This window comes from Paenarthrobacter sp. NPDC090520 (assembly GCF_044769205.1).
Taxonomy (GTDB): Bacteria; Actinomycetota; Actinomycetes; order Actinomycetales; family Micrococcaceae; genus Arthrobacter.
In genome coordinates this window covers 11,874-37,498 of sequence record NZ_JBIVXM010000013.1, presented here as the reverse complement: position 1 = coordinate 37,498, position 25,625 = coordinate 11,874, and the positions used below count along the sequence as shown (strand labels likewise).

20 protein-coding genes are annotated in these 25,625 nt (G+C 63.5%); 13 read left to right on the top strand and 7 right to left on the bottom strand.

From position 1 onward, the window contains the following. Window positions 1–160: 160 nt before the first annotated feature. From acs to ACIQTZ_RS15885, 4 genes are all read left to right on the top strand, one after another. Complete coding sequence (acs, locus tag ACIQTZ_RS15900; protein ID WP_402982280.1) at window positions 161–2,206, top strand: acetate--CoA ligase; 2,046 nt, start codon at window positions 161–163, stop codon at window positions 2,204–2,206. A 145-nt stretch (window positions 2,207–2,351) separates the two neighbouring features. Then, a complete protein-coding gene (locus ACIQTZ_RS15895; protein WP_402982187.1) occupies window positions 2,352–3,149 on the top strand; it encodes a DeoR/GlpR family DNA-binding transcription regulator in 798 nt (265 codons plus the stop codon). Between the two features lie 142 nt (window positions 3,150–3,291). Further along, window positions 3,292–4,035 carry an ABC transporter ATP-binding protein gene (locus ACIQTZ_RS15890; RefSeq protein WP_402982185.1) on the top strand — a complete coding sequence of 248 codons (744 nt, stop codon included), beginning with the start codon at window positions 3,292–3,294 and terminating at the stop codon, window positions 4,033–4,035. Then, window positions 4,028–5,395 (top strand): FtsX-like permease family protein, encoded by a 1,368-nt coding sequence (locus ACIQTZ_RS15885; protein WP_402982183.1) that lies wholly within the window; start codon window positions 4,028–4,030, stop codon window positions 5,393–5,395. The genes ACIQTZ_RS15890 and ACIQTZ_RS15885 overlap by 8 nt, the downstream gene beginning before the upstream one ends. Before the next feature lie 389 nt (window positions 5,396–5,784). On the opposite strand, the gene ACIQTZ_RS15880 is transcribed toward ACIQTZ_RS15885, so the two are convergent. Next, window positions 5,785–6,804, bottom strand: coding sequence for a LacI family DNA-binding transcriptional regulator (locus ACIQTZ_RS15880; RefSeq protein WP_402949513.1), 1,020 nt, complete (start codon window positions 6,802–6,804; stop codon window positions 5,785–5,787). A gap of 14 nt (window positions 6,805–6,818) precedes the next feature. Beyond that, window positions 6,819–8,018, bottom strand: a complete 1,200-nt coding sequence (locus ACIQTZ_RS15875) for a Gfo/Idh/MocA family protein (protein ID WP_402982182.1) — start codon at window positions 8,016–8,018, stop codon at window positions 6,819–6,821. Between the two features lie 206 nt (window positions 8,019–8,224). On the opposite strand from ACIQTZ_RS15875, the gene ACIQTZ_RS15870 reads away from it, so the two are divergent. The 4 genes from ACIQTZ_RS15870 (at window position 8,225) to ACIQTZ_RS15855 (ending at window position 13,740) form a co-directional block, all read left to right on the top strand. Beyond that, window positions 8,225–9,187, top strand: a complete 963-nt coding sequence (locus ACIQTZ_RS15870; RefSeq protein WP_402982181.1) for a carbohydrate ABC transporter permease — start codon at window positions 8,225–8,227, stop codon at window positions 9,185–9,187. A gap of 10 nt (window positions 9,188–9,197) precedes the next feature. Next, window positions 9,198–10,112, top strand: coding sequence for a carbohydrate ABC transporter permease (locus ACIQTZ_RS15865; protein ID WP_402982179.1), 915 nt, complete (start codon window positions 9,198–9,200; stop codon window positions 10,110–10,112). Window positions 10,113–10,143: 31 nt separating this feature from the next. After that, window positions 10,144–11,484 carry an ABC transporter substrate-binding protein gene (locus tag ACIQTZ_RS15860; RefSeq protein WP_402982178.1) on the top strand — a complete coding sequence of 447 codons (1,341 nt, stop codon included), beginning with the start codon at window positions 10,144–10,146 and terminating at the stop codon, window positions 11,482–11,484. A gap of 84 nt (window positions 11,485–11,568) precedes the next feature. Then, window positions 11,569–13,740 carry an alpha-galactosidase gene (locus ACIQTZ_RS15855; RefSeq protein WP_402982176.1) on the top strand — a complete coding sequence of 724 codons (2,172 nt, stop codon included), beginning with the start codon at window positions 11,569–11,571 and terminating at the stop codon, window positions 13,738–13,740. Window positions 13,741–13,919: 179 nt separating this feature from the next. Here the strand turns inward: ACIQTZ_RS15855 and aroQ are convergent, their stop codons facing one another. Further along, the gene (aroQ, locus tag ACIQTZ_RS15850) at window positions 13,920–14,375 is read right to left on the bottom strand and encodes a type II 3-dehydroquinate dehydratase (protein ID WP_400337696.1); all 456 of its coding nucleotides are present in this window, start codon (window positions 14,373–14,375) and stop codon (window positions 13,920–13,922) included. Window positions 14,376–14,506: 131 nt separating this feature from the next. Further along, complete coding sequence (locus ACIQTZ_RS15845) at window positions 14,507–15,691, bottom strand: MarP family serine protease (protein ID WP_400337693.1); 1,185 nt, start codon at window positions 15,689–15,691, stop codon at window positions 14,507–14,509. A 234-nt stretch (window positions 15,692–15,925) separates the two neighbouring features. Between ACIQTZ_RS15845 and ACIQTZ_RS15840 the strand changes: the two genes are divergently transcribed. Then, on the top strand, window positions 15,926–16,603 hold the full coding sequence (locus tag ACIQTZ_RS15840; protein ID WP_003797871.1) for a Crp/Fnr family transcriptional regulator: 678 nt from the start codon (window positions 15,926–15,928) through the stop codon (window positions 16,601–16,603). A 218-nt stretch (window positions 16,604–16,821) separates the two neighbouring features. Here the strand turns inward: ACIQTZ_RS15840 and ACIQTZ_RS15835 are convergent, their stop codons facing one another. From ACIQTZ_RS15835 to ACIQTZ_RS15825, 3 genes are read right to left on the bottom strand one after another with little or no spacing between them, the layout of a single operon-like run. Then, window positions 16,822–17,733, bottom strand: a complete 912-nt coding sequence (locus tag ACIQTZ_RS15835; RefSeq protein ID WP_402982174.1) for an NUDIX hydrolase — start codon at window positions 17,731–17,733, stop codon at window positions 16,822–16,824. 17 nt (window positions 17,734–17,750) lie between these two features. Beyond that, on the bottom strand, window positions 17,751–18,287 hold the full coding sequence (locus ACIQTZ_RS15830; RefSeq protein ID WP_397326554.1) for a RidA family protein: 537 nt from the start codon (window positions 18,285–18,287) through the stop codon (window positions 17,751–17,753). Window positions 18,288–18,289: 2 nt separating this feature from the next. Continuing rightward, the gene (locus ACIQTZ_RS15825; protein WP_011775990.1) at window positions 18,290–18,445 is read right to left on the bottom strand and encodes a DUF4177 domain-containing protein; all 156 of its coding nucleotides are present in this window, start codon (window positions 18,443–18,445) and stop codon (window positions 18,290–18,292) included. 37 nt (window positions 18,446–18,482) lie between these two features. On the opposite strand from ACIQTZ_RS15825, the gene ACIQTZ_RS15820 reads away from it, so the two are divergent. The 4 genes from ACIQTZ_RS15820 to ACIQTZ_RS15805 all read left to right on the top strand — a co-directional run bounded on the left by ACIQTZ_RS15820 (window position 18,483) and on the right by ACIQTZ_RS15805 (window position 25,516). Continuing rightward, entirely contained in the window at window positions 18,483–20,786 is a 2,304-nt protein-coding gene (locus ACIQTZ_RS15820) for a transglycosylase domain-containing protein (RefSeq protein WP_402982173.1), read from the top strand. Between the two features lie 2 nt (window positions 20,787–20,788). Beyond that, window positions 20,789–21,736 carry a metallophosphoesterase gene (locus ACIQTZ_RS15815; RefSeq protein WP_402982171.1) on the top strand — a complete coding sequence of 316 codons (948 nt, stop codon included), beginning with the start codon at window positions 20,789–20,791 and terminating at the stop codon, window positions 21,734–21,736. 151 nt (window positions 21,737–21,887) lie between these two features. After that, window positions 21,888–23,687, top strand: coding sequence for an ABC transporter ATP-binding protein (locus ACIQTZ_RS15810; protein ID WP_402982169.1), 1,800 nt, complete (start codon window positions 21,888–21,890; stop codon window positions 23,685–23,687). Then, window positions 23,684–25,516 carry an ABC transporter ATP-binding protein gene (locus tag ACIQTZ_RS15805; RefSeq protein WP_402982167.1) on the top strand — a complete coding sequence of 611 codons (1,833 nt, stop codon included), beginning with the start codon at window positions 23,684–23,686 and terminating at the stop codon, window positions 25,514–25,516. The genes ACIQTZ_RS15810 and ACIQTZ_RS15805 overlap by 4 nt, the downstream gene beginning before the upstream one ends. Window positions 25,517–25,625 lie beyond the last annotated feature (109 nt).

Sequence of the window (25,625 nt, the reverse complement as noted above, 5' to 3'; positions counted from 1 at the left end):
GTGACCACGCACACGTAGGACCTCCCAAAGCGATAGTGTTGAGGGCGGACAGCACTGCGGCGCGGCTCGCGGGACCCAAGCACGACGCCGGAACCCGGCCCGGGCGCGGACCGTGAGGCCGTGTCTGCGCAGCAAAGATCGATGAATGATGAGGTTCACCATGTCCCAGGACACCAACGGATCCACGGCCACCGCTGCAGCGACGACTGCTGGAAGCGGACAGGCACCCCATGTCGAGGCCTTTGAAAACCTTCTTCATGAGAACCGGAAGTTTGCGCCGTCGGCTGAGTTCGCGGCGGATGCCGTGGTAGCGGCTGATGAGTACGCCTTGGCCGACGCGGACCGTCCCGCGTTTTGGGCGAAGCAGGCCCGTGAGTTGCTGTCCTGGGACAAGGACTTCTCGGAGGCGTTGGATTGGTCCAACCCGCCGTTTGCCAAGTGGTTCGTGGGCGGTGAGGTCAACGCCGCGTACAACGCGTTGGACCGGCACGTGGAGAACGGGCTCGGTGACCGGGTGGCGATCTACTTCGAGGGCGAACCCGGAGACACCCGAACCTACACCTACGCTGAACTCACCGAAGAGGTGAAGAAGGCCGCGAACGCGTTCGAGGCCCTGGGCGTGGCCAAGGGCGACCGCGTGGCCGTTTACCTGCCCATGATCCCCGAGGCCGTGATCACGTTGCTGGCGTGCGCCCGGATCGGCGCTGTGCACTCGGTGGTGTTCGGTGGCTTCTCCGCGGACGCGCTGCGGTCCCGGATCGAGGACGCCGAAGCCAAGCTCGTCGTGACTGCCGACGGCACCTACCGCCGCGGCAAGCCGTCCCCCCTCAAGCCCGCCGTGGACGAAGCCCTCTCCAAAGAAGGACACACCGTCGAAAACGTGGTGGTGGTCAAGCGCAACGGCGAGGACGTCAACTGGGTCGAAGGCCGCGACCTGTGGTGGGACGAGACCGTGGGCGCCGCTGGGACCGAGCACACCGCCGTCGGGCATGACTCCGAGCACCCGCTCTTCATCCTCTACACCTCCGGCACCACGGGTAAGCCCAAGGGCATCCTGCACACCACCGGCGGTTACCTCACCCAGGCCGCCTACACCCACAAGGCCGTGTTCGACCTCCACCCGGACACCGACGTGTACTGGTGCACCGCCGACGTCGGCTGGGTCACCGGCCACTCCTACGTCACCTACGCACCGCTGATCAACGGCGCCACCCAGGTCATGTACGAAGGCACCCCCGACTCCCCGCACCAGGGCCGCTGGTGGGAAATCGTGGAGAAGTACAAAGTCTCCATCCTCTACACCGCCCCCACCGCGATCCGGACCTTCATGAAGTGGGGACGGGACATCCCGGGCAAGTACGATCTGTCCTCCATCCGTGTCCTGGGCTCCGTGGGCGAACCCATCAACCCCGAAGCGTGGATGTGGTACCGCGAAGTCATCGGCGGCAACGCCGGGAAGAACGGCGAAAAGAAGAAGAACCCCGCCCCGATCGTGGACACCTGGTGGCAAACCGAAACCGGCGCGCAGATGATCGCCCCCTTGCCCGGTGTCACGGCCACCAAGCCCGGCTCCGCACAGGTCCCGCTGCCCGGCATCGCCGTGGACGTCGTGGACGAAAACGGCGCCTCCGTGGCCAACGGTGAAGGCGGCTACCTCGTGGTCCGCGAGCCCTGGCCCTCCATGCTCCGCGGTATCTGGGGCGACCCGGAACGGTTCAAGGACACCTACTGGTCCCGGTTCGAGGCCATGTATTTCGCCGGTGACGGGGCCAAGAAGGACGAAGACGGCGACGTCTGGCTCCTGGGCCGGGTGGATGACGTCATGAACGTCTCCGGCCACCGCCTCTCCACCACCGAAATCGAATCCGCGCTGGTCTCCCACCCGTCCGTGGCCGAGGCAGCCGTGGTCGGCGCCGCGGACGAAACCACCGGCCAGGCCGTGGTCGCGTTCGTCATCCTCCGCGGCGACGCAGTGAACAACGGCGACGAAACCGTCCTGGAACTGCGCAATCACGTGGGTAAGGAAATCGGCCCGATCGCCAAACCGAAGCAACTCCTGATCGTTCCGGAACTGCCCAAGACCCGCTCCGGGAAGATCGTCCGCCGCCTCCTGAAGGACATCGCAGAAGGCCGCGACACCGGCGACGCCACCACCCTGGCCGACCCCTCGATCATGACCCAAATCGCCGAATCGCTCCGTAAGTAGCGTCCCGGCTTCCACACAGCACCCGACGGCGTCGCCCACCCCCGGTGGTGAGCGACGCCGTCGTCGTTTATTCCGTTGACGGACGCCCGTGCGCCCTAGACTGTAGCCAGACCCACCCCAGACGAGGCTCCCCAGAAAGGTCCTGATGCTCCAGGCAGCACGCCATTCCGCCATCATCGACGCCGTCCAGCGTGAGCGCGTGGTGCGCGTCTCGGACCTCGCCCAATTGCTGGGGGTCTCCCCCATGACCGTGCGGCGGGACATCGAGGCACTGGAGGAAATCGGCCGTGTTGAGCGCATCCACGGCGGTGCCAAGCTACCCGGAGATGCCAGCACCCACGAGCCCGGGTTCGAGCTCAAGTCCACCCAGCTGACCGTGGAGAAGCACGCCATCGCCGTTGAGGCAGCCTCGCTGGTCCAGGAAGGCATGGCGATCGGGCTCAGCGCCGGAACCACCACGTGGGCGCTTGCGCAGGAGCTGGTGCATGGGCCTCGGATTACCGTGGTGACCAACTCTGTGCGCATTGCGGATCTGTTTCATCACGGCTCGTCCTCGGGGCCCGGACGTTTTGGCTCCACCGTGATCCTGATCGGCGGCGAGCGGACCCCTTCGGATGCTTTGGTAGGTCCGATTGCCACGGCATCGCTCAAGCAATTGCACCTGGATGCCCTGTTCCTGGGCGTCCACGGCATGGATGCAGACGCGGGATTCACTACCCCGAATCTGCTGGAGGCGGAGACCAACCGGGCGTTCATGGCGTCTGCCCGGAGCACTGTTGTCTTGGCGGATCACAGCAAGTGGGGTGTGGTGGGAATCGCCTCGATCGCCGGGCTGGACGAGGCCGACGAACTCATCACGGACTCCCTCCTTGGCGACGACGCCCGGCGTTTGCTGGAGGACAATGTGGCGAAGCTGCGGATCGCGCCTGCCGACCCCAACTAGGGGACACATAGCGCTCCATTGACGGCTCAATGCGCCGTTTGCTGTCCCTCAGTTGGGTCTCATACCGCGGGTGGAGGGCATCCCTCGTAGTTCAGCCACCGGGTTGACGCCTGCGCCCCCGCGCTTTGGACATGCTGGATGTATGAACGCCATCCTCCACGCCCAGCAACTCACCAAGCATTACCCCGGCAGCATTGCCCTGGATCACGTCGACTTCACGGCGCAGGCGGGCGAGTCGATTGCCATCATCGGTCCCTCTGGTTCCGGCAAGACCACCCTCCTGCACTGCCTCGCCGGAATTTTAAGGCCCGACGCCGGTTCGGTCACCTTGCAGACCCCCTCGTCGCCGCTGCGCCTGGACTCCCTCAGCGACGGCGCGTTGTCGAAGCTGCGCCGCGAGGAATTCGGTTTCGTGTTCCAGCAGGGAATGCTGCTGCCGGAATTGACAGCCGTGGAGAACGTTGCGCTGGCTCTCATGCTCAATGGAACGGACCGTAGGACTTCCGAAGCACGCGCTGCCGAATGGCTTGGGGCTTTGGGACTGGCCGGCATGGAACAGCGGCGCCTCGGCGAGCTCTCGGGAGGGCAGGTCCAACGGGTGGCGATCGCCCGGGCACAGGTAACGGGCGCCCGGGTGGTCTTCGCCGACGAACCGACCGGCGCCCTGGATTCGGCCACCTCCGGCGAGGTCCTCGAGGTCTTGCTGCGATCGGTGGCCGCCAACGGAAGGACGCTGCTGGTGGTCACCCACGACCCCAACGTGGCTGCCCGCTGTGGCAGGATCGTTGAGCTTCGCGACGGCAGGATCGTAGCGGACAGCGCCGGGTCGGTGGCACCCTCTCCTGCTGCGGCTCCCATCAACTTCAAGGGAGCCTTCAATGTCTAGCCTCGGCATGGCCATCCGGCTGACTCCCTACGTAGCCCGCAGCAGCGGAGGCTTGCGAGAGTCGGGCCTTCGCGACGCAGGGCTTCCCGTCCTGGCCTTCGGCACGGTCACCGCTTTGCTGCTCACCGTGGCCGGGGGCTCGCAGGTTTTCTGGTCATGGAATGACGCGATCGCCGGCACCTACCAAGCGTTGGCCGTCGTCGCGATGGTCCTCCTGATAGTTCCGTTGCTGACGCTCGGCGCCTCGGCAGCCCGACTCGCCGCCCGCCGTCGTGATGACCGCTTGGCCTCCCTGCGCCTGCTGGGCGCCAACAGCGCAACCGTCGTGTGGATGACCGTCATCGAGTCCACGGTCCTAGCGGCAATCGGCGCCGTGGCGGGTGCGGGGCTCTACGCGTGCGTGGCGCCGTTCCTTGGGCTGATCCAGTTCCGGGGACATGCCATCGGTTCCTACGCCTGGTTGCCGCTCCCCGCCATTCTGATGTGCATCGCCGCCGTCTGCCTCCTCGCGGCGGTCAGTGCCGCCTTGGGACTGAGGAAGGTGGTGGTAACGCCGCTTGGCGTCCGGACCAGGCAAACGGCCGACGGCGCGCACTGGGTCCGCGGGCTGGTGGCGGCTTTGGTGGTGGTCGTCGGGGTCGTGGCGATGGGGATGCTCAGCAGCTTTGGCGCTTTCATCGTGATCATTGCCGTGATGGGTGGCTGCTTTGGTCTGGCGTTGCTGGCACTGAACCTGATGGGGCCCTGGGTCCTGCGCCTACGGGCATCCGCCCAACTGAAACGGGCTCGCCGACCGGAGCAACTGTTGGCCGCCCGGACCGTCCTGGAAAGCCCGAAGGAGTCGTGGCGGCAAGTTGGGGGCATCGCGATGACCAGTTTTGTGGGCGTGTTCGTGGGAGTGGGCATGGCGGTAGCGGACACGATGGGTGGAAGTGCGGGTGATGAAACCGCGCTGCTGGTACGCGATATCAACACCGGGATCATGATCACGCTGCTGGGTTCGTTCCTCATGGTTGCGTGCTCGGCCGGTGTGAACCAGGCAGCCGCAGTCCTGGACCGGGCGTCAACGCTCGTTGCCTTGGACCGCGTGGGGATGCCCCGGAAACTCATGGTCGCTGCGCGGGTCAGGGCAGTGATGTCACCCTTGTTCCTGGTTGCCGGGATTTCCGCTGCTGCAGCGGCGGCGTTGGTGCTTCCTTTGACGGGCATGGTCCTGTTGACGCAGCCTGTGGTGTTCCTGACCATTGGTGCGGTGTTCGCTGCCGGGTTCCTGCTCGTCCGCCTGGCCGTTGCCGCGGGCACGGCCCAGATCAGCCAGGTCCTCGCCCGCCCGGAACGCTACGCGAACACGGACTCCTGACGCTCTCTCACCAAACCACCCCTCCCCAGGAACGCTCTCTCACCAAACCACCCCTCCCTGGGGACGCTCTCTCACCAAACCACCCAATTTTCCAATCGCTCTCTCACCTGTGGCCTCTTCCCGGCCGCCCCTCTCTCACTTTTCTGACGAAAGTGAGCGAGCGTCGGCGAAAGGGGCACATTCGTGAGGGAGCGTCCGGGAAAACGGGCGATTCCGTGAGAGAGCGTCCGGGGAAACGGGCGATTCCGTGAGAGACCGTCCGAAAAAACGAGCGATTCCGTGAGAGACCGTCCGAAAAAACGAGCGATTCCGTGAGAGACCGTCCGAAAAAACGGGCGATTCCGTGAGAGAGCGTCCGGGAAAACGGGCGATTCCGTGAGAGAGGGTCGCTAGGGGCAGCCGCAGGACTGGCGAACTATCAACTCTGTCGGCAGGATGCTGTGCACGCGATCCCCACCGCGGCCCTCCCCAACCAGCGCTTGGACGGCAGCCTCGGCCATCGCGTTGACGGGCTGCGCCACGGTGGTCAGCGCGGGCCAGGTGTATTCGGAATCGATGGAACCGTCGAAGGACACCAACGCCATCTCCCGGGGAACCTGCACGCCGGCTTCATGCAACGCCCGCAGGATCCCAATGGCCTGCATGTCGTTGCTCGCGAAGATCGCAGTGGGCCGGTTGGCCATGGCCAGGAACCGCTTGCCAACCTCGTAACCGCCGGCCCGGCTGAACGGACTGTGCAGCAGGGGTCCGTCCGGCAGCCCTGCGTCGCGCAGTGCTCCGAGCCAGCCCACCTCGCGACCGTCCAGTTGGTTGCCGGTGTTGGTGCCAATGGCCAAGCCAATGCTGGTGTGTCCGTGGCCGATCAGGTGTTCCACGGCAGCACGTCCGCCGGCCTCGAGGTCCACGCCAACGCTGGTAAACCCGGGCGGCGAACCAGCATTGTTGAGCAGGACGGACGGGATCTCTGAGGCTTCAAGATCCGTCAAGTCGGGATCAAAGACACAGCTGGCCAGGAACACCCCGTCCACCTGGCGCGCGGCAAGGTTCCGGATGTTCTGGCGTTCCTTGGCCAGGCTTCCGTCGGAGTTGGCCAGCACCATCCCGAAACCAAGCGCCGCAGCGGCTTCCTCCACAGCGTGCGCCAGGAGCGAGAAAAACGGGTTGGTGTTATCGGGGACAATAACGCCCACGGTTTCGCTGGAACCCAGCTTCAGCGCACGGGCTGCGGCGTTGGGCCGGTACCCGAGGATCCGGATGGCGTCGCGCACCTTGGCTTCCGTCGCCGGGGCCACGTTCTTGGGCCCTCCGTTCACCACATAACTCACGACGGCGGTACTCACCCCGGCGTACCGGGCAACGTCCTTGCGGGTCACCGGTCCGCGCGGGGTTTGTACAGCTGATGTGGTCATGGGGTAAATGCTAGCTACATCGCGGGGGCATCGCCGAAGTCGCGGATCGGCAGGCGCTCGCCACCACGCAGTGCGGACTGGTGCGCAACGATTCCCGGCAGGGTGTAGCGGGCAGCAACCCAGGCGTTCACGGGAGGCAATTCATTCTTGTTGACGGCAGTGACGAAGTCGTCCACCAGGAACTGATGGCTGCCCTCGTGCCCGTTGGGGGCACCCAGGTATTCCTGCGGGAGCCGGGCATGGTCATGGACCGGGGCCAGGCCTGAGATGAAGGCATCGCGAAGCTCGGGCGCAACTTCCGCCAGCGATGGATCGTCAAGGGACATGGTCGGCTTGGTTTCCACCTGTTCGGAAACATCGGTGACGGACTCCTTGTCCTGCCACACGGTGGTGGTGGCGAGCTGCTCGAAGCTGGCCTCGGTACCGAAGAAACGGAAACGGGATTCGCGGATGTGGGACGGGTATCCGACGCGCCGCATCTCATTGGTGCGCATCGCACCGCCGTCGTTCATTTCGAACAGTGCCGTCGCGTTCGAGAAGTCGTTGCCGAACATGCTGACGTCCTTGTCGAAGACACCATCGTTCCGCTGGTCCTTGACTCCGATGCAGCTGACACTGACAGCATGCCCCGGCACTGCGCCCAGGACCCCGCCAATGGCGTGCGTCGGGTACAGCATGGGCGGGTAGCTCGCCGTTTCCTTCCAGCGCTCTCCCCCGCTGTATTGGTAGGCGTCGTAGAAGCCCAGGTCCATGTCGTGGACGTAATCGCCCTCGGTGTAGAAGATCCGGCCAAACTTCCCGGCTTCCTGCTGCTTCCGTGCGTAGACGGTGGCCGGGTTGTAGTAGCTGGTCTCACCCATCATGTAGACGAGCTTGGTCTCGCGGACTGCCTCGATGATGCGTCCGATTTCCTCCTCGGAAATCGCCATGGGCACAGCCGAGTAGACGTGCTTCCCGGCGCGGAGGGCGCGCTCAACCAGCGGACCGTGGGTCCAGCGCTGCGTGAAAATGGCGACGGCATCGACGTCGGACGCCAACAGTTCCTCAAAGGTGGCCAACACGCCGTCCAGGCCCCAACGCTCCTGCGCCGCTGCTGCGCGCTCGGGCAACTCATCCACCGCGTACACCTCGGAGACCCCCGGGTGGAGCTTGAACAGGTGTGCGAACTGGCTGCCGAACTGGCCTGCGCCCAGGACACCGATCGAAAACGTCATTGTTTGCCTTTCTTGGAGCTGCCCTGGGGCAGCGGCTTGTGATGGCCCTCACGGGATTGCGTTAGAGTCTGACAGCGAAATCTACACGAGTCAACACATCGAACAGAAATAAACATTTTTCACCACACAGTCTTGCCAAGTTTGAATCTACTCGTGTAGATTCTGAGTCTGTTGTAACCCACATCACAGCTAGGAAAGAGTCGACGATGACCACGCTAACCAAGCAGCCGGGCAGCGCATCAGAGCGCTCTCGGCGCAGCCAAGGGCCAAAGAGCGCACCCGTCAAACGCAGCCTGGCAAGCCGACTGGGAGACCTGAGGATCGCAATCTTCTTCATCCTTCCGGCCGTCGTCGGCTTCGTGGCGTTCTTCCTGATTCCCACCATCCGCGGTATCTACCTGAGCTTCACCGAGTACAGCATCCTCGGCGAACCCACCTGGATCGGAATCAAGAACTACACGGCGATCTTCGGCGACGAACTCTTCTGGAATGCCATGGGAGTGACGCTTCAATACGTCGTCCTCAACATTGGATTCCAGACGGTCATCGCCCTGGGCTTGGCCCTCCTGATGCACCGGGTCGCCAAATCCACCTTCATCCGGGGCGCCCTGCTGCTGCCGTTCCTGGTGGCCAACGTGATTGTCGCGCTGCTCTGGTTCTGGATGCTTGACTACCAACTGGGCATCGTCAACGAAGTCATGAGCTGGATGGGACTCCCCCGCGTGGCCTTCTTCGGCAGTGAGCAATGGGCCATTCCCACCATCGCGTTCGTCAACGTGTGGCGGCACATGGGGTACACGGCACTTCTGATCTTCGCCGGCCTGCAGGCTATTCCGAGCAATCTCTATGAGGTGGCAAACCTCGACGGCGCGTCGCCCACCAGGACCTTCTGGAGCGTCACCCTTCCCCTGCTCCGCCCGGTGCTGGTCCTGGTCCTCGTCGTCACCGTGATCGGTTCCTTCCAGGTCTTCGACACCGTTGCCGTCACCACCAACGGCGGCCCCGTCAACGCATCCCGCGTGATCCAGATGTACATCTACCAAAAGGCCTTCGGCGAGTCCGACTTCGGCTACGCCTCCGCCCTCTCCGTGATCCTGTTCATCATTCTCGCCATCGTGGCCTTCCTGCAGATGAAGTTCCTCAAGGGCAACGAATCGGATCTGGACTAAGGAATCCCCCATGACTACTGCAACCCTCCCGCGCGAAACGTCCCGCAAGAAGCCCGTCAATTGGCGCCGCATCGGTGCCTGGGTGTTGGTCGCCGTCGCCCTCGCCGTGACCATTGCCCCCTTCCTCTGGATGCTCCGCACCGCGCTGTCCAGCAACAGTGCCCTGGCCTCCAACGCGGGCAACCTCCTGCCGGCCGACTTCAGCTGGGGTGCCTTCAAACGGGTTCTCGGCCTCCAGAGCACCGAGGAAGCGATCGCCGAGGGTGGCTCCGGAGCCGCCATCAACTTCTGGCTCTACCTGCGCAACTCCATCATTTTCGCCACCGTCACCACAGTCGGCCAGGTGTTCTTCAGCGCGATGGCCGCCTACGCTTTCGCGAGGCTCCGCTGGCCCGGCCGGAACAAAGTCTTTGGGCTCTTCCTGACCACCATGATGGTCCCGCCGATCTTCACCGCGCTGCCCAACTTCCTCATGATCAAGAACCTCGGCCTGCTCAACACCATGGCCGGCATGACGCTTCCGTTCTTGTTCATGACCCCCTTTGCCATCTTCTTCCTCCGCCAGTTCTTCCTTGGGATGTCACGCGAAGTTGAGGAGGCGGCAATGCTCGACGGCGCCAAGCACCTGAGGATCTTCTTCCAGATTGTGCTTCCCAACGCCGCAGCCCCCATCGCCACCCTGGCGTTGCTCACCTTTATCGGTCAGTGGAACGAATACTTCTGGCCGCTGCTGGTGGGGCAGGACGAAAGCGTCCGCGTGCTCACCGTGGGCCTGAGCGTCTTCAAGTCCCAATCCCCGCAAGGCGCCCTGGACTGGTCCGGGCTCATGGCCGGCACCCTCGTGGCCGCCCTGCCGATCTTCATCCTCTTCATCGCCTTCGGCAAGAAGGTTGTGAACTCCATCGGATTCTCCGGAATTAAGTAACTCCCCCACTCAAAACCCTGAAAGGTCCACCATGAAGAAAACCCTCGGCGTCGCCGCTGCTGCCGCGGCCATAGCCCTCACCCTGTCCGCTTGCGGTGGTTCCAGCGCAGGATCCTCCGAGGCAAAAGGCGAGATCAACTACTGGCTGTGGGACGCCAACCAGCTTCCCGCCTACCAGCAGTGCGCTGACGACTTCACCAAGTCCAACCCGGACATCAAGGTGAAGATCACCCAGCGCGGTTGGGACGACTACTGGACTACGCTGACCAACGGCTTCGTGGCCGGAACCGCCCCGGACGTCTTCACCAACCACTTGTCCAAATACCCGGAGTTCGCCGCCAAAAAGCAACTGCTGCCCCTGGATGAGGCCGTAGAGAAGGATGGCATCAAGCTCGATCAGTACACCAAGGGCCTCCCCGAGCTCTGGGTTGGCCAGGACGGCAAGCGCTACGGACTTCCCAAGGACTGGGACACCGTGGGCCTGTTCTACAACAAGGCCATGACCGAAGCTGCCGGGATCACGGCAGAGCAGATGGCCAACCTGGACTGGAACCCGAAGGATGGCGGCAGCTACGAGAAGGCCATTGCACACCTCACCGTGGACAAGAACGGCAAGCGCGGCGACGAGGCAGGCTTCGACAAGAACAACGTCGCCACCTACGGCCTCGGCCTGACCGGCAGCGGATCCGGCCAAGGACAAACGGAGTGGAGCTTCCTCACCGCAACCACCGGCTGGACCGCCACGGACAAGAACCCGTGGGGCACCAAGTTCAACTACGACGACGCCCGGTTCCAGGAAACCATCGTCTGGTGGGCCGGACTCATCGACAAGGGCTACATGCCCAAGCTTGAGACCACTGTTGGTGCGAGCATGCCGGACAGCTTCGGCGCAGGCAAAGCCGCCATCAACTCCAACGGCGACTGGCTGATCGGCCAGTACAAGACCTACAAAGGCATCGAGACGGCCATCGCTCCGACCCCCAAGGGCGCTGACGGCAAGCGAGCTTCGATGTTCAACGGCTTGGCGGACTCCGTGTGGGCCGGCACCAAGAACCCTGCCGCCAGCGTCAAGTGGGTTGAATACCTCGGCTCCACCGCGTGCCAGGACGTCGTAGCCAGCAAGGCTGTGGTCTTCCCGGCCATCAGCAGCTCCTCCGACAAGGCCGCAGAAGCCTTCAAGGCCAAAGGCACCGATGTTTCCGCCTTCACCACGCATGTGAAGGACGGCACCACGTTCCTGTTCCCGATCGCGGACAAGGCTGCCAAGGTGGACGGCATCATGAAGCCCGCCATGGACGCAGTGCTCTCCGGCAAGAAGCCCGCTTCCTCTCTGACGGAAGCCAACACACAGGTCAACAACCTCTTCAAGTAACCCTTGCCGGGCCTGCTCTGCGCGCTTTACCTTCGGGTTAGCGCGCAGAGCAGGCCACACATCTTTCGAAAAGAGACCCCACGCATGCAACCGCTCCACCTTCGTTCCGCCGGCACCAGCCTGGTCATCAGCACCCACCGCGGCGAAGCTGAGATTTCCCATTGGGGAGCCGATCTTGGCGAGACGCTTCCGGACCTCGCCATCCTGAACGAGCCCATTCCGCCGTCGTCCGCGGACGCCAATGTCCCGGCCGGGCTCATCCCCCAGGCGTCGTCGTCGTGGCAGGGGCGGCCAGGTCTCCGCGGGCATCGCGTCACGGACGGCATGCCCGGCTTCGACTTCTCGGTTCGCCTTCGCGTGGTGAGCGCGACGGCGGACGGCAACACCGCCGTCGTTGTCCAGTCAGACCCCGACGCCGGCATCACCGTGACCAGCCACCTCACCTTGCATCCGGGCGGGCTACTGGAAATGCGCAACGCGGTCACCAACGACGGCACGTCGCCTTTCCAGGTGGACGAGCTTGCCACCGTGCTCCCGGTGGCACCGGACGCCGTCGAACTTTTGGACCTGACCGGGCGCTGGTGCCGGGAGCGGCACCCACAGCGACGCGCCATCCAGCAAGGCACATGGGTCCGGACCGGACGGCATGGGCGCACTGGACATGACTCCTCGCTGCTGTTCGCCGCGGGGACGGCGGGATTCGGCAACCGACACGGCAAGGTGTGGGCGACGCACTTGGCGTGGAGCGGCAACCACGAGCAGTTCGCAGACCGCGTGGGCGATGGCCGCACGACGATCGGCGGCTCGGAACTCCTGGGCCCTGCCGAAGTGGTGCTGCAACCGGGTGAAACGTACACGGCACCGGCATTGTTTGCGGCGTACTCGGACCGGGGCCTGGACGGTATCACCGAGGCGTTCTACAGCTGGTTCCGCGCCCGGCCGCATCACGTTGCCGGTCCCCGGCCGGTGGTCCTCAACACCTGGGAGGCCGTCTACTTCGACCACAACCTGGAAACGCTGATCGAGCTGGCCGGGTCTGCAGCGGACCTCGGCGTTGAGCGGTTCGTGCTCGACGACGGGTGGTTCCGCGGGCGCCGGAACGACCACGCCGGGCTGGGCGACTGGTACGTGGACGAATCCGTATGGCCTGGCGGTTTGACGCCGCTCATCGAAGCCGTGACCGCTCATGGCATGGAATTCGGGCTCTGGGTGGAGCCGGAAATGATCAGCATCAACTCGGACATCGCGAGGGCTCATCCCGAGTGGATCGTGGGTCCGTCGGCCTCGTCCTACAAAGACGGGGGCCGGCTGCCCGTCGAGTGGCGGCACCAGCATGTGATCGACCTTGTGAACCCGGAAGCCTGGCAGTACGTCTTCGACCGGATCGATGCGCTGCTTCGCGACAACAGGATCAGCTACCTCAAGTGGGACCAGAACAGGGACCTGCTGGAACACGGTCATTCCGGCCGTGCCTCGGTTCATGAGCAGACGCTCGCCGCCTACCGGCTCTTCGATGCCCTGCGCGAGGCACATACTTCCGTGGAAATTGAAAGCTGCTCTTCCGGCGGTGCCCGCGTTGACCTGGGAATCCTGGAACGAACGGACCGTGTATGGGCCTCGGACTGCAACGACGCCCTGGAACGGCAAACCATCCAGCGTTGGACGGGCATGGTGGTGCCACCTGAGCTGGTTGGCGGCCACATCGGTCCGTCGACGTCCCACACGACGGCCCGCACACACGACCTTTCGTTCCGTGCCATCACAGCGTTCTTCGGCCACTTCGGCATGGAGTGGGACGTTCGCTCGGTCACCGGCGCGGAACGGGAAGAACTCAAGCTGTTCATCTCGCTCTACAAGGAACACCGGGCGCTCATCCACAGCGGCCTGGCGGTCCGCGCGGATGCGCCGGACGAGTCACTCATGGTTCACGGCGTGGTGGCGCCAGAGCACGACGGCGGCATCCCGGCGGGTGCCACTGCGGCACTTTTCGCTGTAGTCAAGACCCGGACATCGTTCGCGGAGCAGGTAGGACGGGTTTCCCTGCCGGGGCTCGATCCGTCGCGGACCTACCGGGTGGAGCTCCTGTTCCCCACACCCGTGGACGCCGACTACGGCCACACCGTGATCGAGGCACAGCCGGTGTCCTGGCTGGCGTCCGGTGCCGAGGCGAGCGGCCGGTTCCTTGGCGAGGTGGGGCTGCCGATGCCCGTGCTCCACCCCGAGCACGCAATCCTGCTCCGCCTGACCGCCCTCTGACCCTCTCTCACCGAACGCCCCCCCTTCGGACGCTCTCTCACCGAACCGCCCGTTTCACCGGACGCTCTCTCACCGAACCGCCCCTCCCAGGGAACGCTCTCTCACAGAACCGCCCTTTCGGACGGACGCTCTCTCACCGAACGCCCGCTTTCACCGGACGCTCTCTCACCAGTGCAGGTTCAGACGGTTTCCGCGAGGTAATCGATGGCCAGTTTGTACCCCAGCACGCCTGCACCAACGATGATCGCCTGGCAAACACCCGACAGGTAGGAGTGGTGGCGGAACTCCTCACGCTGGTGGACGTTGGTGATGTGGACCTCGACGGCAGGCAGTTGGACAGCGGCCAGCGCGTCACGAAGTGCCACAGAGGTATGAGTGAAGGCGCCGGCGTTGATGACGATCCCGACGGCGGTGCCCCGCGCCGCGTGGATTGCGTCCAGCAGATCACCCTCGTGATTCGACTGGACGCAATCCACCGTCAGTCCGTGCGATTCGGCTGCGGACAAAGCCAGCTGCTCAACATCGGCCAGGGTGGAGGTCCCGTATTTCTCGGGTTCGCGCGTGCCCAGGAGGTTCAGGTTGGGGCCGTTGATAACAAGAATGGTGCCGCGGCCGGCTTCAGTGGCTTGAGTCATGGCACCCAATCTATAGCGGTGCCGGAGCGTCCGTGAATTGCGCCCAATTAGTGAGAGAGGGTTGGGGAAAAACACCCATTATGTGAGAGATGGTCCGGGAAAAAGGGTGATTTGGTGAGAGAGGGTGCGGACTACTTGCGGGTGCACTGGCCGGAGCCCACCGGGTTGCTGAGGCCCGGCGCCTGGGCAGCGACGGGCTGCACGTCCTCCATGGTCAACGCGAAACCGAGAGCTTCGTTGCTGGTTGTCTTGGCGAAAATCAGACCAGCAACCTGGCCATCCGTGGTGAGCAGCGGACCGCCGGAGTTGCCCGGCTGCACGTCGCCCGCAAGCTTGTAGACCTGCTCAGGCGAGGGGTTGCTGCCATAGATGTCAGGTACCAGGACGGTGGCGATTCCCTCGACAGTCGCCGGCTTCGACTGGAACGGCCCGCCGTGGGGGTAACCGGCAAAAGCCGCCGGGCTGCCGTCAGGCAGGTCCGAACTCAGCGCAAGAGGCGAGGCTGAGAGCCCGTCCACGGCCAGCACGGCGATATCCCGCTGGGGGTCGAAGTAGACCACCCGACCCGGCAACGCGCCGCCGTCGGGCACTTCCACCACCGGTTGGTCCACGCCGGCCACCACGTGCGCATTGGTGACCACACGGCCCGGCGAGACAACAAAGCCGGACCCCGTCTGATTCTGTCCGCATTCGAAAGCCGTGCCCGCGATCTTCAGCACGGACCGGGCGGCCTGGTTGAGGGCCGGGGTGTCGGTTGAGGCGTTGGGAACCTGGACTGGAGTGGCGGAGCCGAAGCCTTCGATCAACTTGGGGATGCCGTCGCCGATCACCGTGGACCGCAACTGCGCCATGGTGCTCTTGACCGGAGTGGGCGTCAGCGAGTCGATGTACCGGATCACGCGGGACTGGGCCAGTTGCTGGGAAACGAACGGCACGCCCAAGGAACTGATGCTGAACGCCAGCATTGACATCACCAAGGCAGCAACAACCACGCTGACCACGCCACCCACCAGGCGATCCACGGCGTGCAGCGGTTTGAGCCGCACTACGTGTCGAATGCGGCGGCCGATCATGGTTCCCAGCCCGTGGCCCAAGGCGATAAGCACGACGGCGGCACCCACCGTTGCGGTAAGCCTCCAGCCGCTGTCGCTCACCCAGCCGCTGACCAGCGGCACTGCGATAAACGCCGCGATGGCGCCCGCAATGAATCCGGCTATACCGCCGAGCGTCACCAGGAAGCCATTGCGCAGGCCATAGATCAGGTAGGACAACAGCATCAAAATCAATGCCAAATCCAAAATGGTCAAGCCAAACACCAATGCTCCTCATAGCCGGGTAGCGCCAATTCTAGAGGGGCACCCTGACAAGATTCCGTTAGTCCGGTCACGATAGGGTGCAGTTCATGGCCTCCTGTTGCGCGCCAACTCAGGCAAGGGAGGACGAAATCCGCGTGTTTTCAGCGTTTCGCGTGCCAAGTACGTCACAGAACACTAAAAATTCTGAAACAATGGCTGAAGCGCCACGACCGAAACTTATTCTCAGGAGACTTCATGGACATCGAGGTATTGCGCCGCGCACCCCTCTTCGCCACCCTTGACGACGACGCATTCCGCTTGCTGACGGACGAACTCACCGAGGTGGACCTTTCACGTGGAGCATCGGTGTTCCGCGAAGGTGACCAGGGTGACCAGCTTTACTTCATTGTTTCCGGCAAGGTGAAGCTCGGCCGTACGTCACCTGACGGCCGCGAGTCGCTGCTGGCCATCCTCGGCCCGGGCGAACTCTTCGGCGAGATGGCACTCTTCGATCCGAGCCCCCGCACGGCAACCGCCACGGCAGTTTCCGAAACGCGCCTGGCAGGCCTGAAGAACGAAAGCCTGAACTCCCTCCTCCGCACCCGTCCGGAGGTTTCGGCCCAGTTGCTGCAGGCCCTGGCCCGCCGCCTGCGCCGCACCAACGACTCCCTGTCCGACCTCGTTTTCTCGGACGTTCCCGGCCGTGTTGCCAAGGCCCTCCTGGACCTTGCAGACCGCTTCGGCCGCCCCGCTACCGACGGCGTGCTGGTCGCCCACGAACTCACGCAGGAGGAACTGGCCCAGTTGGTGGGCGCTTCCCGCGAAACAGTCAACAAGGCACTGGCCGAATTCGTCCAGCGCGGTTGGCTGCGCCTGGAAGCACGCGCCGTGGTGATTCTGGACATGCAGCGTCTGCGCCAGCGCTCCCGCTAGGACTTACAACGAGAAAGCCGCCCCGGTTCGTTTGAACCGGGGCGGCTTTTTGTGCGTTTGGCGGGCGGTGAGAGAGCGTCCGTCCCAAACCGGGGTGTCGTGAGAGAGCGTCCGTCCCAAACCGGGGTGTCGTGAGAGAGCGTCCGTCCCAAGCCGGGGTGTCGTGAGAGAGCGTCCGTCCCAAACCGGGGTGTCGTGAGAGAGCGTCCGGGGTGGGGTTAGCGTTCGCGCTGGGGTTCGCCGGCTACCGTTCGGGCGGCTTCGACCTCGAGCATGAGCTCCCCGGCCCGGTCCACCAACTGCGGCTGGTACACATGGGCCTTGCGCTTGTAGCTGAGGTACGCGATGCAGCCGTTGGCGTGGGCCATCTTCTCCAGCATGATTTCCGAACCGGGGACCAGAAGCTGCCCGAGGGTGAGTCCAACCGTGTTCGCCTGGGCCACCTCGTCACCCAAGGCACTGGTTTCCCGGAGGGAGATGGCCTCTGCGGCATTCACCCAGCGGCCCCACACGCCCTTGCTGCCCAGGATGCTGGGCTGCTGGTTGATGGGGACCGTAGCAGCGAAGTAGCGGGTGTTGAAACGGAAGTGCGCAAAATCCGGGCTGAGCCAGTTGACCAGCGGCTTCAAGAGATCGGTCCGCAGCGACAGGCCGCGCTTGGCCAGTACCTCGGTAAACGACTTTTCCTGGGCCGCTACAGCTTCACGGGCCTTCATCCACTCAACGGTGGAGTTGGCCTCAACTGTTGAGGAAGCGTCCGGGCCAGCGAGGAGGACGCCGGTTTCTTCAAAGAGTTCCCGAATGGCGCCCACCACGTGGCGGCGGGCGAGTCCGACGTCGTCCGTTCCCATCTGCTCAGCCCAATGCTGCGGCGAGGGACCAATCCAGCCGACCGGATCGTCGTCGGACGGGTCCACGGACCCGCCGGGGAACGCGAGAACGCCCAACGGCGAGGAGCCGGGCCGGTAACCCAGCCACGTCTCCAAGCCGGTGGGCGAATCGCGCAAAAGGACAACAGATGATGCGTAGCGGGCGGCCCTGGGGGTCCGCTCACCAAGTTCAAGCCAGTTCTGTGCTGCGCCTTCGAGTTCCGGAGGCAAGACAAACAGGCGACGAGCAAGTTGCGGCAATTGGGTGAACCGGTTCCTTAGCTGAATTCAGCAATGAGCTCGACCTCGACAGGCGAGTCGAGCGGCAGGACGGAAACGCCGACGGCGGAACGTGCGTGCTTGCCTGCGTCACCGAAGACCTGGCCCAGGAGCTCGGACGCACCGTTGATGACGCCGGGCTGGCCAGTGAACGTCGGGTCCGATGAGACGAATCCAACAACTTTGACGATCCGGGTGACGCGGTCGAGGTCGCCAATGACACTCTTTACCGCAGCGAGGGCGTTGATGGCGCAAACAGCGGCGTAGCGCTTGGCGTCCTCGGGGTCCACAGTGGGCTCGTCGGAGTGGCCAAGTTCCCCGGTGGAGACCTTGCCCGTAGCTTCGAGTTTGCCGTTAATAAAGGGCAGCTGTCCGGAGGTGTAAACGTAGTTGCCGGAGACGACGGCCGGAACGTAAGCGGCAACCGGAGCGGCCACCTCGGGGAGGGTCAGTCCGAGCTCGGCGAGGCGCTGTTCAACGGCGGACGTAGGAGCGCCGGATTCCGCGGCAGACGTGGTTTCTGCGGGGGTGGTCATGGTTACTGCTTCTCCCTTTTAAGGTATGCGACAAGGCCTTTGCCATCGGGTCCACCGACGACCTGTACAAGCTCCCAGCCGTCCTCGCCCCACTGGTCCAGGATCTGCTTTGTGGCATGGATGATGAGCGGAATCGTGGCGTACTCCCATTTGGTCATGACAGAAAGCCTAGCCCTTGCCGGTAAAGTGGAAAACATGGTGACTCGCAAGAACCCCATATTCGACACTGCCACCACCCTCGGAAAGATTCTCGGTTTCCTTGGCGTGAGCGCGATTTGTGGCGTCCTGGTGGCTGGACTCCTGGTCCCGGCCGCCGCCGTCTCGGGCAGTGCCGCCAGTGGTTCCATCCAGTTCTTTGACACACTCCCGGCGGAACTCCAAGTGGACCCGCCCAGCCAGAACACCACGATTCTGGCCAAGGATGGATCGCCCATTGCGTCCATCTACGCGGAGAACCGTACCAAGGTTCCGCTGGACCAGATGAGCCCGTACATCAAGAACGCTGTCATCGCCATTGAGGACAGCCGTTTTTATGAGCACGGCGGCATCGACACCACCGGCATTATGCGAGCCTTGGTGAGCACGGTCCGCGGTAACAAGCAGGGCGCCTCCACCATCACCCAGCAGTACGTCAACAACGTCATCAACGAGTCACTTGTGGCATCAGGCAACAGCGAAGACGTCAAGCTCAATGGCCTTAATAAGGGCGTCGGCGACAAGCTCCGTGAAATGAAGCTCGCGATCGCGCTGGAGAAAAAGTTCTCCAAGGAGCAGATCCTTGAGGGTTACCTCAACATTGTCTTCTTCAACCGTGACGCGTACGGTATCGAGGCTGCTTCCAAGTTCTTCTTCAGCACCACGGCCAAGGACCTGACACTTCCACAGGCTGCCCTGTTGGCCGGCCTTGTGAACAGCCCTTCCGCGTTCGATCCGATCACCAACCCGGACAGTTCCAAGATGCGGCGCGACCTGGTGCTCAACGCGATGCTCGCCCAGAAGAAGATCACCCAGGCTGAGCACGACGAAGCTGTGGCCACACCAGTCACCACCAAGGTCACGCCGGCCCGCCAGGGTTGCGCTTACGCCACCATGGCTCCGTACTTCTGTGACTATGTGCTGCACTTGCTCTTCAATAACCCTGCCTATGGTGATACCCAGGAAGACCGCATCAAGCGAATCCAGCGCGGCGGCCTGACCATCCGCACCACCCTCGATCCCACAGCCCAGGCCGTTGCGCAGCAGCAGGTAGACGGCACCGCCGGCGCAAACCCGGACAAGTGGGGTGCGTCCATTACCTCCGTCCAGCCGGGCACCGGCCAGATCGTCAGCATGGCCCAAAACACCGTGTGGCTTCCACAAGAGGGAAAGTTCGATCAAACCCAGAACTTCAATGTTGATGTCATGGATGCCAAGGGCAATGACCTCAACGGCATCGGCGGGTTCCAGCCCGGTTCGACGATGAAGCCGTTCACGTTCGCCGAATGGTTGAACGAGGGCAAGTCGATGAATACGAACATCAATGCTTCGGTCCGGCGGTACCCCCAAAACTTCCCGTGGAAGAACACCTGCGATACGCCCACTGTCGGCTGGTATGACGCCACCAACGGAACCTTCGACTTGCAGAACTCCGATGAGGGTTACTACCGGAACATGACAGTTCTCTACGGCCTCATGAACTCCATCAACACCGCGACATTTGCGTCGGCTGCTCAGGTAGATCTCTGCGGAATCCAAAAGATTGTCGACGCAACCGGCATCCACGGCGGGCTTCCCGCACGGGATGACACCGGCAAGATCACCGATCCGAACCCAAAGGTCACTATGACCACGCTTGCCAACCTGATCGGTTCCACCCAGACAGCACCGCTGACAATGGCCAGCGCGTTCGCAACGTTCGCCGCAGACGGCAAGTACTGCGAGCCGATTGCCATCACCTCGGTGAAGGACCAGTCCGGTGCTGACCTCCCAGCACAGTCTTCTAACTGCAAGGACGCGGTCAAACCTGAAGTGGCAAGAGGTGTGGCCTACGCAATGCAAGAAGTGCTGAACGCCGGTTCTGGCTCGTTGATCCGTCCGTCGCTCTCCACCAAGGCGAACTTCCCGGTTGCCGCCAAAACTGGTACCAACGACACGAACGGTTCCACCTGGGTTGTCGGCTACACCACGGGCCTGGCCACTGCTTCCTGGTTCGGCGACCCGCTCGGCGACCAGTCGCGCCCGGGCCGGAACCTGACGGTGAACGGCAAGTTTTACCAATCGATCGACGGTTACATGATTGCCGGTCCGCAGTTCACCAACTACATGCTGTCCGTGGCTCCGGCCTATGGCACCAACCCGTTCCAGCAGCCGCCGTCGAACCTCCTTGGAACGGCTCCGGCTCCGACCCAGCGCTCCACCCCGTCCAACAACACGCCGTCCACCGCCCCCTCTACGGGGACCGGTAACAATGGCAATAACGGTAACGGGAATGGCAACAACGACGGTCCCGGCAAGGACTAAAAGTGACTTTCCGTGATTCCTTGGCAAACCGCGTCCGCACCGCCGGGCGCGGTTTCGCCGTCACTACCGCAATCGGTGCCACGGCAGGCGCAGCGGCCGCTGCCTACGGCTGGTGGGAGAAGGACCAGTTCGGGATCAGGCACGAGACTTTGCCGATCCTTCCGGACGGATTCGAGCCCTTCCGGGTCCTCCACCTCAGTGACATCCACTTCGTGCCCGGCCAAGAGAAGAAGACTGCCTGGCTTCGCTCGTTGGCCGAAGTCAAACCGGACCTCGTGGTCAACACGGGCGACAACCTGAGCCATGTGAAAGCCATTGATCCGCTGATCGAGGCCCTCCGCCCGCTCATGGAGTTCCCGGGAGTTTTCGTGCCCGGGTCCAACGACTACTACGCGCCTCGGATCAAGAATCCCGCCGGCTACTTCCGTGGTCCTTCCAAACCGAAGACGGACCCCATCAAGCTCGACTGGCCCAAGCTCCGAAGTGCGTTCGGGATGGGTGGCTGGATCGAACTGACCAACCGCGCACAGTCAGTGGTGCTGAACGGGCTCCGCTTCGATTTCTCCGGCGTCGATGATCCGCACCTGAAGCGCGAACGCTACGCTGGCTGGCCCCGCGGCACCAGGAACCAAGACGCCCGCCCGCACCTGAAGGTTGCGGTCATCCATGCACCGTACCAGCGCGTCCTGGACCATTTCACCGAGGCCGAAGCTGACCTGATCCTCGCCGGACACACCCACGGCGGCCAGATCTGTATCCCCGGCTACGGCGCCCTCGTCTCCAATTGCGACCTCCCGACGTGGCGTGCCAAAGGCCTGCACGATTGGGAAAGCGATGGATTCGTGACGCCGGTGAACGTTTCGGGCGGCATCGGCACTTCCCGCTTCGCTCCGGTCCGCATAGCCTGCCGCCCGGAAGCGGTCCTGCTGACGCTCACGTCCCGCAACTGAACGCACCCCACCATTACGATCCCCAATAACTGGGTCAAACATTTCACCGACGTTGCGCGGTCCTGTGAAACGAATCACGGCATGGCATAGGGTAGTTGCTACGGGAAACTACCTCCGCACCATCTGAAGATCCAGCTGTTGAGAAGCGGGCATGTCCAAGCAAACGTCATTTTTCACCTCCGTCGGCCGCCTCTACCCCCACGTGCGGCCTATCCTGCCCCGGCTGTTCATGGGCCTCCTTTGCGCCCTCCTGGCCAGCATTGTTGCGCTGGCCATCCCCCAAGTGCTCAGGGTCCTGGTCAACAACTCGTTGGAACCCGGCGGTGACCCGGGCGCAGTCTGGATTGCCGCCGTCGTCATTCTTGCGCTGGGTGTGGGGGAAGCCGGATTGGTGGCGTTGCGCCGGCAGTTCGTGATCAACCCGGCCACCACGGTGGAGACGAAGATGCGCGTCTCCCTGTACGGTCATCTGCAGCAACTCACCGTGTCCTTCCACGACCGTTGGGGCTCGGGGCAGCTGCTGTCCCGCGCCATGACGGACCTCAGCTTCCTGCGCCGCTGGATGGCGTTCGGCGCGATCATGCTGGTGGTCACGACGCTGACCGTGATCATCGGCGTCGGGGTCATGTTCACCATGAGCTGGCAGTTGGCGCTGATCTTCCTCGCTGCCGCCGTGCCGATCATGATCAACTCGTTCCGGTTCCGTCGGCGGTTCAGCCTGGTCACCCGGCTCAGCCAGGACCAAGCGGGCGACCTCGCCACCACGGTTGAGGAATCCGTCCATGGGATCCGCGTCTTGAAAGCTTTTGGACGCAGCCGGGAGGCCTTGGAGAACTTCAACGGGCAAGCCGAGGAACTCAGGCAGACCGAGATCGCCAAGGCCAAGCAGCAGGCCGGCTTTACGTTGGTGGTGACGCTGCTGCCGGAGCTCGCGCTGGGCGTGGGGCTGGTGGTGGGCATCATGCTCGCGGCGAGCGGCCAGCTGAGCATCGGTTCGCTCGTGGCATTCTTCGCGACCGCCGCCGTGGTGGCCACACCGGTGGAATTCTCGGGCATGCTCCTGGCCATGGCATTGACGGCGAAGACTGCGTTGGACCGCCACTTTGAGGTCATGGACACGAACAACACCATCACCTCGCCCGAAAAAACCGAGGTACCGACCGTTGCGAAAGGCGCCTTGCGCTTTGAACACGCGGGCTTCGGGTTCGACGACGGCGGTACTCTCCTGCGCGACCTGAACCTGGACATCCGGCCCGGCGAGACCATGGCCCTTGTGGGCATCACGGGAAGCGGCAAGAGCGCCCTGCTGCAACTGGTCCCCCGGCTTTACGATGCGACCGAGGGATCCGTGACCATCGACGGCGTCGACGTTCGGAACTTCGATCTTGAGGAACTCCGCCGGATCGTTGCCGTGGCTTTCGAGGACACCACGCTGTTCTCCAGTTCCGTCCGGGACAACGTGCTGCTCGGTGCGCCGGACCCCACTGACGCGGCGTTGGACGAAGCACTCGATGTTGCCCAAGCCCAGTTCGCCTACTCCCTGCCCGAGGGCGTGGACACGCTCATCGGCGAAGAAGGGCTCAGCCTCTCCGGCGGTCAACGGCAGAGGATCGCCCTGGCGCGTGCCATCGCGGCCAAGCCCAAGGTCCTGGTGCTGGACGATCCGCTGTCCGCGTTGGACGTCAACACGGAAGAGCGCGTCGAAGCACGGCTGCGCGACGTCCTGCATGACACCACCACGCTCATCGTTGCGCACAGGCCTTCCACCGTGGCCTTGGCGGACCGGGTGGCCCTGCTCGAAGACGGAACCATCACCGCCGTCGGGACCCATACGGAACTGTTGGCCGACAACGCCCACTACCGCTACGTCATCGCAAGCCTGGATACCGGTCCAAAGGACCTGGACAGCGAATTGCAGGATCTCGAAGACGCTGAGGAGGCCACCCGATGAGCGCCACAACGTTTGGAACCGCGAACGAGGACAACACCCTTCTCTCTAAGGCGGACAGCAAAGCCGTACGACGCCGGTCGCTCGCCTTGCTTGCCTCGCTGATCCGCCCAGTGCGGTTACGTTTCTGGCTGACGCTCGTGATGGTCATCGTTTCGCAGCTCACCAGGGTGGCGGGGCCGGCGCTGATTGCTTTCGGCATTGACCACGCGCTGCCCGCTCTGCAATCCGGGGACAACGGACCACTGGTGCTTGTAGGTGTTTTGTACATCGCGGCCGCGATTGCCACCGCTGGCATGACCGCTTTGTACGTGACCTCAACCGCGAAGCTGAGCCAGGCCATGCTGCTGGATCTGCGGGTCCGGGTATTCCGGCACACGCAGCGCCTCAGCCTTGAGTTCCACGAGAAGTACACCTCGGGCCGGATCATCGCCCGGCAGACGTCTGACTTGGAAGCCCTTCGTGAACTCCTGGACTCCGGTGTCAGTTCCTTGGCTTCCGGCATCCTGTTCATGCTCTTCACGGCGGTCACGGTGTTCGCCCTGGACTGGCGAAGTGGCTTGATCATGCTCGCGGCCGGCGTGCCGATGTTCTTCCTTGCCCGCTGGTACCAGAAGCACTCACAGATCGCCTTCCGTGAGTCCCGCGTTGTTTCCGCCCGTTTGATCGTGCATTTCGTGGAGACCATGACCGGTATCCGTGCCGTCAAGGCCTTCCGCAAGGAACGCGAGAACGCTGAACAGTACGGCGAGGTGGCGGAGGCCTACCGCAGGAACACCGTTCGCTCCATCTTCCTGAACGGTGTACTGCAGCCGGGCCTGGTGCTGATTGGCAACGTATGCGTGGCTGTTGTGCTGTTGTTCGGCGGCTTCCGGGTCCTCAGTGGCGAGTTGGCCGTGGGTGTGCTGCTCGCGCTCATACTGTCCACGAAGCGCTTCTTCCAGCCGGTGGACCAGATGGCCATGTTCTACAACTCGTTCCAGAGCGCACAGGCAGCGTTGGAGAAGGTGTCTGGCCTGCTGGAGGAAGTTCCCACGGTTCGCCCGCCGAAAAACGCCGTGGCGTTGAAGCAGCCACGCGGGGAGATCGACTTCAACGGCGTGGAGTTCGGTTACAACGACAGCTCAGTTGTTGTCCCGACCCTGGATCTGCATATCCCGGCTGGCCAGACCGTCGCGTTGGTCGGTCAGACGGGTGCCGGCAAATCCACCCTGGCGAAGCTGGTTGCCCGCTTCTACGACGTCACGTCCGGATCCATCACCCTGGACGGCGTGGATCTGCGCGATCTCTCCACCACCGACCTGCGCCGCGCCGTGGTGATGGTGACCCAAGAGGCATTCCTCTTCAGCGGATCTGTGGCGGACAACATCGCCCTTGGCCGTCCTGAAGCCTCACGGGCCGAGATAGAGGCAGCAGCTGCGGCTGTGGGTGCACACGAGTTCATCATGGGCCTCCCCGACGGCTACGACACTGACGTGAACAAGCGTGGCGGGCGGGTCTCCTCGGGGCAGCGGCAGCTCATTGGCTTCGCCCGCGCATTCCTTGCCGCGCCGGCCGTCCTGATCCTGGACGAGGCCACGTCTTCACTGGATATTCCGTCCGAGAGGATGGTCCAGCAAGGCCTGTCCAATCTTCTTGAAGGCGTTGCCGGTTCCGAGCGCGCCAGAACTGCCATCATCATCGCGCACCGTCTGTCCACCGTTGAAACAGCCGACCGTGTGCTGGTAGTCCACGATGGCCGGATCGTGGAGGACGGAACGCCTGCTGAGTTGATCTCGGGCGGCGGACGGTTCGCGCAGTTGCACGGGGCCTGGCGGGACTCGCTCGTGTAGCTGTTTCGGCCGTGTGGCTGACGGTGCTGCTGTGACGAGGGACACCGCTTCCTCGATTTCGCATCCGGCACCGATTCAGCTATCCTTGAACAGTTGCTTTCGCAGCGGA

Coding starts and splice junctions, on each gene's coding strand:
- ACIQTZ_RS15840 (WP_003797871.1), top strand. CDS start 15,926: ATGGACATCGAGGTATTGCGCCGCGCACCCCTCTTCGCCACCCTTGAC.
- ACIQTZ_RS15890 (WP_402982185.1), top strand. CDS start 3,292: ATGAACGCCATCCTCCACGCCCAGCAACTCACCAAGCATTACCCCGGC.
- ACIQTZ_RS15860 (WP_402982178.1), top strand. CDS start 10,144: ATGAAGAAAACCCTCGGCGTCGCCGCTGCTGCCGCGGCCATAGCCCTC.
- ACIQTZ_RS15870 (WP_402982181.1), top strand. CDS start 8,225: ATGACCACGCTAACCAAGCAGCCGGGCAGCGCATCAGAGCGCTCTCGG.
- aroQ (WP_400337696.1), bottom strand. CDS start 14,375: ATGACTCAAGCCACTGAAGCCGGCCGCGGCACCATTCTTGTTATCAAC.
- ACIQTZ_RS15885 (WP_402982183.1), top strand. CDS start 4,028: ATGTCTAGCCTCGGCATGGCCATCCGGCTGACTCCCTACGTAGCCCGC.
- ACIQTZ_RS15825 (WP_011775990.1), bottom strand. CDS start 18,445: ATGACCAAATGGGAGTACGCCACGATTCCGCTCATCATCCATGCCACA.
- ACIQTZ_RS15895 (WP_402982187.1), top strand. CDS start 2,352: ATGCTCCAGGCAGCACGCCATTCCGCCATCATCGACGCCGTCCAGCGT.
- ACIQTZ_RS15880 (WP_402949513.1), bottom strand. CDS start 6,804: ATGACCACATCAGCTGTACAAACCCCGCGCGGACCGGTGACCCGCAAG.
- ACIQTZ_RS15830 (WP_397326554.1), bottom strand. CDS start 18,287: ATGACCACCCCCGCAGAAACCACGTCTGCCGCGGAATCCGGCGCTCCT.
- ACIQTZ_RS15865 (WP_402982179.1), top strand. CDS start 9,198: ATGACTACTGCAACCCTCCCGCGCGAAACGTCCCGCAAGAAGCCCGTC.
- ACIQTZ_RS15805 (WP_402982167.1), top strand. CDS start 23,684: ATGAGCGCCACAACGTTTGGAACCGCGAACGAGGACAACACCCTTCTC.
- ACIQTZ_RS15820 (WP_402982173.1), top strand. CDS start 18,483: ATGGTGACTCGCAAGAACCCCATATTCGACACTGCCACCACCCTCGGA.
- ACIQTZ_RS15855 (WP_402982176.1), top strand. CDS start 11,569: ATGCAACCGCTCCACCTTCGTTCCGCCGGCACCAGCCTGGTCATCAGC.
- ACIQTZ_RS15810 (WP_402982169.1), top strand. CDS start 21,888: ATGTCCAAGCAAACGTCATTTTTCACCTCCGTCGGCCGCCTCTACCCC.
- ACIQTZ_RS15875 (WP_402982182.1), bottom strand. CDS start 8,018: ATGACGTTTTCGATCGGTGTCCTGGGCGCAGGCCAGTTCGGCAGCCAG.
- acs (WP_402982280.1), top strand. CDS start 161: ATGTCCCAGGACACCAACGGATCCACGGCCACCGCTGCAGCGACGACT.